General features: G+C 39.8%; 5 protein-coding genes. All 5 read left to right on the top strand.

Translation table 11 applies throughout. The features are described from left to right. Window positions 1–417 precede the first annotated feature (417 nt). The 5 genes from D0T56_RS01615 to D0T56_RS01595 all read left to right on the top strand — a co-directional run bounded on the left by D0T56_RS01615 (window position 418) and on the right by D0T56_RS01595 (window position 9,821). Window positions 418–3,471: a T9SS type A sorting domain-containing protein gene (locus tag D0T56_RS01615; protein WP_163318397.1), complete on the top strand. Its 3,054-nt coding sequence runs from the start codon at window positions 418–420 to the stop codon at window positions 3,469–3,471. Window positions 3,472–3,859: 388 nt separating this feature from the next. Further along, window positions 3,860–5,203 (top strand): T9SS type A sorting domain-containing protein, encoded by a 1,344-nt coding sequence (locus tag D0T56_RS01610; RefSeq protein WP_163318396.1) that lies wholly within the window; start codon window positions 3,860–3,862, stop codon window positions 5,201–5,203. Window positions 5,204–5,219: 16 nt separating this feature from the next. Next, the gene (locus D0T56_RS01605; RefSeq protein ID WP_163318395.1) at window positions 5,220–8,279 is read left to right on the top strand and encodes a family 43 glycosylhydrolase; all 3,060 of its coding nucleotides are present in this window, start codon (window positions 5,220–5,222) and stop codon (window positions 8,277–8,279) included. Window positions 8,280–8,780: 501 nt separating this feature from the next. Beyond that, on the top strand, window positions 8,781–9,188 hold the full coding sequence (locus D0T56_RS01600) for an NTF2-like N-terminal transpeptidase domain-containing protein (RefSeq protein WP_163318394.1): 408 nt from the start codon (window positions 8,781–8,783) through the stop codon (window positions 9,186–9,188). 186 nt (window positions 9,189–9,374) lie between these two features. Continuing rightward, a complete protein-coding gene (locus tag D0T56_RS01595) occupies window positions 9,375–9,821 on the top strand; it encodes a DUF4878 domain-containing protein (protein WP_163318393.1) in 447 nt (148 codons plus the stop codon). Window positions 9,822–9,842 lie beyond the last annotated feature (21 nt).

Below are 9,842 nucleotides of genomic sequence, written 5' to 3'. Positions count from 1 at the left end.
TATTGGTTTTGTCATCCTGAACAAAGTGAAGGATCTGGTTTTAGAAAGTACAGATTCTTCGTTGCACTCAGAATGACAACGTTCGAGGAGCGAAGGCGACTCAATGACAAGATGAATAACACTTTGATAGTGCAATCTTACTTTTGGGACCTGGTTATCTTTCATTATCTAAATGCACCACGGGTAAAAATATTTTTTTTCCGATTTTTGCATTATTTTGATTTACAATACATTAAAACATTTGCATTAACACATTGTATCATTTTGTGTCGGCACTTTGTTGCGATTTGACACAAAAAATCCATTTTTAGTGTCTAACTTTGCACCTGCAAAAGCACAGCTATGCAATATACCTCCCGATATCTCATATTCCGAACAATATATATCACATAAAATAAATAATTCTAAATAATCGAAATGAAAAAAGCATTACTCTTATTCGTGCTGTGCCTGTTGGCATATACGGCACAGGCGGCAGGTTCAATTACCTTTACATGGAAAGCAAATGCAAGCTCCTCAAAATTATTGACTCTAGTAGCAACAAAAGGGACAAACAATATAACCATAGATTGGGGGGATGGAAAATCAGACAGATATAGTACGGCGACTTATGATAACTATACTATAAAAACCGGGCATGCTTATAGTTTATTTCCTAAAAATTACACTGTAATCATAACTGTTAGCAATGGTACAGACCTTACAATGTTCGATTGCTCCGATAATTCACTTACCGCGTTGGATGTCAGTAAAAATACGGCATTAAAATATTTGTATTGCTATAACAATCAACTCACCGCGTTGGATGTCAGCAAAAATACGGCATTAAAATCTTTGTATTGCTATAACAATCAACTCACCGCGTTGGATGTCAGCAAAAATACGGCGTTAATCGATTTGCGTTGCTATAATAATCAACTCTCGGTGTTGGATGTCAGTAAAAACACGGCATTAATAGAGTTGTATTGCTACAATAATTCTCTAAGCTCCTTGGATGTCAGCAAAAATACGGCATTAAAAACTTTGGATTGCTCCGAAAATCAACTCTCGGTGTTGGATGTCAGCAAAAACACGGCATTAATCTATTTGTATTGCCCCAATAATCAACTCTCGGTGTTGGATGTCAGCAAAAATACGGCATTAAAAACTTTGGATTGCTCCGAAAATCAACTCTCGGTGTTGGATGTCAGCAAAAACACGGCATTAATCTATTTGTATTGCCCCAATAATCAACTCTCGGTGTTGGATGTCAGCAAAAATACGGCATTAAAAACTTTGGATTGCTCCGAAAATCAACTCTCGGTGTTGGATGTCAGCAAAAACACGGCATTAATCTATTTGTATTGCCCCAATAATCAACTCTCGGTGTTGGATGTCAGCAACTGCACGAAATTAACCGAGTTGTCTTGCAACAATAATCAACTCTCGGTGTTGGATGTCAGCAAAAATACGGCGTTAGGATATTTGAGTTGCAACAATAATCAACTCTCGGTGTTGGATGTCAGCAAAAGTACGGCATTAACAACTTTGCTTTGCATCAGTAATTCACTTACCGTGTTGGATGTCAGCAACTGCACGAAATTAACAACTTTGGATTGCTACAATAATCAACTCTCGGTGTTGGATGTCAGCAAATGCACGAAATTAACCGAGTTGTCTTGCAACAATAATCAACTCTCGGTGTTGGATGTCAGCAAAAATACGGCGTTAGGATATTTGAGTTGCAACAATAATCAACTCTCGGTGTTGGATGTCAGCAAAAGTACGGCATTAACAACTTTGCTTTGCATCAGTAATTCACTTACCGTGTTGGATGTCAGCAACTGCACGAAATTAACAACTTTGGATTGCTACAATAATCAACTCTCGGTGTTGGATGTCAGCAAATGCACGAAATTAACCGAGTTGTCTTGCAACAATAATCAACTCTCGGTGTTGGATGTCAGCAAAAATACGGCATTAAAATCTTTGTATTGCTATGGTAATCAACTATCCCTTCAACAACTATATGCCATTAAAAACAACGGGGCATCCTACAAAAATTTAACCCTATCTTACCAAAGACCATGTGAAATTAAATATACAAGACAGGGCATTCCACTCACTTGCGACGGAACCATCAGTGACATCACGGTTGAAGGAGGTGCTGTGGCGGGAACCGACTACACCTATACCAACGGCACGCTCACTTTTCTGAAAACAGGGACGTTTAGTGTAAAAATGACTAACAGCAAAGTGACAGCCTCAAATGGACTTGTAATAATAGTAACCGCCACTTACACAGTGACCCCTTGGGATATCGTTTTCACCTGGGGGCCTATTGCCAACAATAAAACACGGCAACTCCGCATACGCGCCACCGCCGGCACCGACAATATATTTGTAGATTGGGGCAACGGCACCAATACCACTCACGACGGTCAGGGCGGCAGCAATCTGGATATACCCATCCCCGACAACTACAAAGATGGCACCTATACCGTGCAGATAAGACGTGCCGACAAGAACCACGTAATATCCTACCTTGCGGTAAATGCTTCGGGTGTTACTGAGCTTGATGTTACCCGCGCACCCGACCTCACAAGGCTCTATTGCAACACCAACAAGCTTCAAGCACTCGATTTGAGCAACAACAAGAAGATAGACTATTTTGAGTGTGACAACAATCAACTGTCATTAGTCCAGCTATACGACATAATCACCAACGGCTCACCTTATGCCAACTCGTGTGTTATTTCGCCGCAAACCCTGCCCGAGGTAAGCCTCCTCACCGGTGAAGAGGCAAGCATACCCGCCATAAACGGTACGCCGTGCGAGATGGACGACTCATACTTTCATGGTGGCAGTGGTTCGGGTTCGGGTTTGCCTTACACAAAATATACCGATGGTAAAATCTCTTTCAGCAGAGTAGGTGGTTATACCGTTGTTATGACCAATACCCAAGTGAAGGGTAGCGATGGCAATCCGGCACGGGTAGGCTTTGTGTACTCAATAGCCGGTGCTCCCTGCCGCATCACCGCCACGCCCAACAATACAGCCTATGGCTCGGTAACAGGCGCTGACACCTACGCAAAAGAAACCAGAGTTACCCTTACCGCCACACCCAAAGCAGGCTACCAGTTTGTAAACTGGACAGAAGATGGTGTGCAAGTCTCCAGCAAAGCCACATACATCTTTGATGTTTATAAAGACCGCACACTTGTCGCCAACTTTGAACCATCAGCCACTGTGTCGATAGACAATGCCACAGCAGACGGCATACAGGTCTATCCCAATCCGGTAGTTGATGTGTTGCACGTCAAAGCTGCGGATGTTCAGCGAGTTGAAGTCTTCAACATGCAGGGCATGCAGGTAATCTCACAATCGGGCAACGTTCAGCGTGTGGATATGAGTGGCTTGACACCAAACAGTTATGTAGTCATTGTTCGCACATCGGGCAAATCGTATCGGACAATAGTGGTGAAAAAATAAACAAACAAACTTTACAAAACTATTCAGCGAAACGGGTATCCCACATCACAGGGATATCCGTTTTTTTGTGAGGAAATGTCTCAAAGTGTCTTACTATTGGTGTCGTATCAACCTAAGCATAAAGATGTAAATTATCTAATTTTAGCACTGTATATTTGATAAATATTAAATTACCCGTGGTGCATTTAGAAAATGAAAACTAACTGTCTAACAAATAGCTTCTTCCCTTTTTGTCATCCTGAGTGCAACGAAGGATCTAAGACGAGAATATCGAGATTCTTCACTTTGTTCAGAATGACAAATTTGCTAAAGTGTTTGTTATAAGAAGTTTAATGTTAAATCCTTAAATGCACCACGAATTAAATTGTTAATTTTAAGGAATTTATCTATGAAAAAAGACTTGCATCAACTAGCCTTAATAATTGCTTTTATTATTGGAGGAATTTTTAATTTATCTGCTCAAATACCGGATAGCACAAGTCCCGATGCTTTGAAACTACCCAATGCGTATATCGTTAATCCGGGTAGTGATATCAGCATCCCCGTCGTAAAAGCCTACGCAATATGGACACAAATAGAAAGCCTGGTTAATACAAACCCTGATTTGTCAGGCGGCATTACGGCAGAATTACTCTGGCAAGACAATCAGTCGCTAATTTCCTCAGTATCATTACAAGGAAACGGGAAAACCGCAAACATCAAGATTACGACGAACAACAATAAGGGTAACGCCGTAATCGGAGTGAAAATTGGAGGGATAATAAGATACAGTTGGCATATATGGGTAACCGACTATGACCCCGAAAGCCAAAATATCAAATATATTGCCGATGGCGAAGAACTGTTTTTTATGTCTATGAACCTGGGAGCAACAACCGGTTCGTACGAAACTGCAGACTCTTTCGGATTGCTATATCAGTTTGGGCGAAAAGACCCGTTTCCCGGAGCGGGGTCGATACTCGAAAACAACTACAATGATATAGGACGCACAATATACGACATCGACAACAATGTATTGAGTCAAGGTATAAAGTATGAAAATGTGGTCGAAACCAACAATTTAGCCAATGCTATCCTGAATCCTCTAAACTATTATTCAGGGAATGACATGAACGGCAAAGACTGGTATAGTTCCAATCCTCTTCACAACGACACCTTATGGTGCGGAACAGCAGGAGAAAAGGGTATATTTGACCCCTCGCCCGAAGGATGGCGCATACCTCCTGCTCACAAAATGTATCCCAATCTATTAAACGAAGCGGAGCAGAATATGTCAGGCTATCCGAAGAGTGGCAGCAGGGATTTTTCGAACGGATTGTTTTTTATGACGGGCGACTATGGAATGTATTGGTCGTCAACAGCAAACAGTTCTTTAGCATATTACATGTTTCTTTCCGACCTCTTGGTGCAGACTAAGAGTTCACATTATCGTTCAAATGGATACTCTGTTCGCTGTATAAAAGACCTGAACTACGGAACGGGCATTGGAAATGAAGAGCTTAGTAAGCACCGAATAAATGTATTCTCCGATAAAAATACTATAATGGCAAATGCTATTGATGAGTCTTGCTATGGATGCCTTGCATCGGTCTACAACACACAAGGAAACCTTGTTGCAAAAACCAAAATAATTGGTTCTCATACTATTCTGGCAAGTAATCTGACCACAGGACTTTATATTGTGGAGATAGCAGGAAGCAATAAATGTACAACCAAACTACTTGTAAAATAAGAAAATACGATATAACATGAAGAAGCTATTATCACTAATCTGTATCGCTGCATTTATATTGGAGCTCCCATTATTGGCACAGAACAACTTAAGCAATAATTTGATCTTACATTACGAGTTTAATGACCCGATAGGAAGCACAAAAGTAACCGACTCGTCGCCTATGGCTAATCATGGGGCAATAAAAGGATCGGGTGCTGTGATTTCGAAGGGAGAATTGAGGCTTCCCGGAGGTAATGCAGGCTCAAGTGCAGGCTATATACAATTACCGACCGGTATGTTCGACGATCAGAATACACTCACCATTTCGGTCTGGTTGAAAAACGAAACGGGATGGGGCAATTATGCTGCCATGTTTTTCGGAACAGCCGAAAGCCAACCTCTCCAATATTGGTTACTAAACCCTGCAAATCCGGACGGACGCTTAAAGTCGGTTATAACAAATGACAAACTAGAAAAACCATGGACCAGTGAGTACGGATTTTCTCCGTCCACGGCTTCACAAGGGATGAATGGTGTAATAACCAGTAGCGAATGGGCACTATATACAACTATTATTCAGCCGAATGCTATCATCGCTTATTACAACGGAACCAAGATAGGAGAAGTTGCTGTCAGTCGCACTGTCAGCGATTTTGGGAGCAACTTAGTTGCTTATATCGGACGTTCGTCGTACAACGATAAGTTTTATAAAGGAGCAGTCAAGCGAGTTAAAGTATTCAATACCGCCCTAACCGACTTTGACATAAAAAACGAATACTATTCAGGGCAGGGCAACGAAGCACTCCTGAAAGCTCTGGAAGAGGATAAAAATGCACTTACCCTCCCTGCCAAAACGGATATGATAAACGATCTGGTGTTACCTGCTATGGGCAGTAATGGAAGCCATATAAAATGGGCATCATCAGATATTGCTTTCATCGACGAGGACGGACAGGTCATACGTGACAAAAAGCTCGATCGTGGAGTTGTGATGACCGTAACTCTTACATTGGCCGAAAAATCTGTGAGCAAATCGTTTTTGGTCAACGTTTTAGCCGATACGCCCGAAAGGCAGTTGGAATATATAACCAATCAATTTGATCTTGGAATATCCTATGTAACGGAAAATATCGTTCTACCTTCTGCAACAGGTGAAGATTATACTATATCGTGGGTTAGCAACAATAATTCTTTACTTGACAATAACGGAAACGTTAACCGTCCGGCTGTAGGTAAAGGGAACCAGCAAGTTACTCTGACTGCTACAATATCGAAAGGAGGACTATCTTCAAGTAAAGACTTTGTGGTAACTGTAGCCGAGGCCAGTTATGGATACTTAATGAGCTATATAATGTCGGGAGGAACCGAACGGACAAACAGTTTCTTCATTGCCAACAGCCTGGATGGTTCGGCTTATACATCGCTTAATAATAGTAAAGCTATTGTGTACCCTCTGGTTGGTACAAAGAAACTTCGTCAGCCTTGGTTGTTCAGAAAGCCTGACGGCTCTTTTGGCTTGATAGCAACAGATAACAACAGTAATGGAGTTATTATATACCATTCACCCGACTTGATCGACTATGTAGATGAAACATATCTGGCGCTAAATAATGAAAAGATAAATATCATGACTTTCATGTGCGATTACGACAATGCGAAGCGTGCTTACTCTATCAGGTGGCAGGGCAGAAATGGAAAATACTATGAAACAACGACTAAGGATTTCAAAACGATAGAATCAACCGTCGAAATTGCGGCATTCTCCCGTCCGGCTACTTCAGGTAAATATCCAAGCAAGGCAATTGACCGTAGCGTGATTGCTCTTACTAAAGATGAATATGAAAGAGTTGTAAGAAAATATGGAAAAATTACCAATACAGGAATCACAAGCATAAATCCTATTACCATTAAAAACGGAGGTCAACTTAATTTGCCTGACAGGGTTACAGCAGAATACAACGATGGATCTACTAAACAATTGGGAGTTGAATGGAGCGAAGAAGACATAAACAATGTCGACTTAGGTTCTCCCGGCGAATATACCATAAACGGAATAGTTCAGCAACCCGATTATGCTAACCCATTAATCCGCCAACGTGCCGATCCGTGGATTACAAAAGGGGATGATGGTTACTATTACTTTACGGCATCGTATCCAATGGTTGGATCGGGCGATCCGGAAGGTTATGACCGTGTCATATTAAGACGTGCAACAAGCATTGAAGGTTTAGCAACAGCCGAAGAAATAACCATCTGGGATGAAAAGAATTGTCCTTCATGCTTCCGTTACGTATGGGCGCCGGAAATTCATCAGATCGACGGAACTTGGTTTGTTTTCTTCACAACATCTCTAAATAATGCTGCTTTTAACATTCGTCCGCGTGTTATAACTTGCAGTTTAGGAGAAAAAGACCCGTCCAATCCTGCTTGTTGGGAAACTGTCGGACATCTGATGGAACCATCGAATGATGATAAAACTTCATTTAGAGACTTTTCGTTGGATATGACATATTTCGAGAACAAAGGAACTCATTATGTAATTTGGGCACAGAAATTAGGCAACTCCAGTTTAGCAATAGCATCGGTAGATGGAACTCAACCTTGGAAAGCAACAAGTGCCTACACGCTCTTAACTTCGCCCGAATATGCATGGGAATGGGAAGGTCCTTGGGTAAACGAAGGAGCGGCTGTTATAAAGCATAACGGAAAGATATACGTGGCTTTTTCGGCTTCCGCTGTCAATCATACATATTGTGTTGGCTTGATGTATGCTGACGAAGATTCAGATTTATTGGATATAAGGTCGTGGACTAAAGTGAGATATCCATTGTTGTCGACCGAAGATTTACCTGAAGATCAAAGTGGTCCGGGACACAATTCTTTTACGACCGATCAATACGGAAATCCTGTTATTGTATATCATGCCCGTAATCCGAAAGAAACAACAGATGGCGGATTGTATGATCCGAGACGCCATGCCTTTGTGAAAAGCGTCAATTTTGCATTTGATGGAACACCTATCTTTAATATGAAAAGGGAAGATGAGTTGAATCCGGCAAATAAAAACGTATTGATAAAAGTAATTGTAGAATAATGTTTCATATACTTTCAGCCCAAAAGCAGCCTAAAACAGGCTGCTTTTGGGCTATTTTGTCCGGTTGATAAGACACCCTCAAATAGTACATTCTATAAAAGAAGAAGTGTGCCTGTATGCGGCATCCTTTCATATTGAAGAAAAAATGATTTATGGAAACGGAAGAATTGGTTATCAAACTATTAATATGACAAAAAAAGGTAATAGGAAGATTATAGGATAACTATATAGTATTTTAACATCTGTTATTCTGTAAATTTACATAAAATTTATTAGTTTTGTTTCAATTAGGAAAATACACTGCGAAGTCATCTAGACTTTTTAAATTATACTTAATTTTTGAGTTTTTGTCATGTTGAACGTAGTGAAACATCTAAAAAANCATCTAAAAAAACAGATCCTTCGATACTCTCAGGATGACAAAATTGAATAAAACGAAAAAGTCTAGACGGTTTCTGCATAAAAATTATCTACATATTAATTAAAAACTAATAATCAACTATGAAAAAATTACTGTATTTAAGTCTATTGACTGTATTTTGCTTTTCTTTCACATCTTGTTCCGATTCGCCCGAAAGTGTAACCAAGAAATACATAAAAGATATGTGTGAGGTTCAGATGGCTAGCGAGAGACTTTTTGATTACGTAGCCAAACCGGACGATATGTCGAACGATGAATTTAAAGAAGCTAAGAAGAAATTTGTAGAAGGATGTACTATAAAAGACATTGAAATATTGAAAAACGAGGAAGGGAAAAACGTAGAATACGAAGACAATGAAAGCAAGGCTAAGGTTAGATTCAAAATTACCTTCAAAAATGGAAAAGTGGAAGAAGAAAGCCTGAAACTTGTGAAACAAAACGGCAGTTGGAAAGTAGACGATTACTCTTCAAGATTCTTGCTTAGATAAAAAATCATATAGAAGTCATCTAGACTTTTTAAATTATACTTAATTTTTGAGTTTTTGTCATGTTGAACGTAGTGAAACATCTAAAAAAACAGATCCTTCGATACTCTCAGGATGACAAAATTGAATAAAACGGAAAAGTCTAGACGGTTTCATATTAAAACTATTTACGAAAAAAATAAAAAGGTTATGAAAAAAATATTGTACCTAAGTTTACTTTTTGCTTTTGCATTTTCGTTCTCGTCTTGTTCCGATTCGCCCGAAAGTGCCGCTAAAAGATATGTGGAATACATGGCCGAGGGAAAATTTGAAAAGTTAATGGATAATGGTGCTAAACCTGACCATATGACTAACGATGAGTTCAAGGAAATGAAAAGAAAAATGAAAGATCTCATCGAAGCTCACAAAGATGAAATTAAAGAAAGGATAAAAGATTATAAAATAGACAAGATCGAAGTTGTTCCTAATGACGAAGGAGAAAAAGTAACATATCTTGATAACGATAAAACTGAAGCGAGAGTTTATCTGAAAGTTACTTTCAAGAATGGGAAAATTGAAGAAGATCGGGTAAGATTGGTGAAGCAAGACGGGAAATGGAAATTTGAAGATTCAGGTTTCAGTTTTGCTTTCAGATAAATTATAGATTCGGATTTATCC

Origin of the sequence: Dysgonomonas sp. 520, assembly GCF_010501095.1 — a bacterium.
GTDB lineage: Bacteria > Bacteroidota > Bacteroidia > Bacteroidales > Dysgonomonadaceae > QVMP01.
Note: the sequence above shows the minus strand (reverse complement) of the source record. Positions and strands in the feature narration are given on the sequence as shown.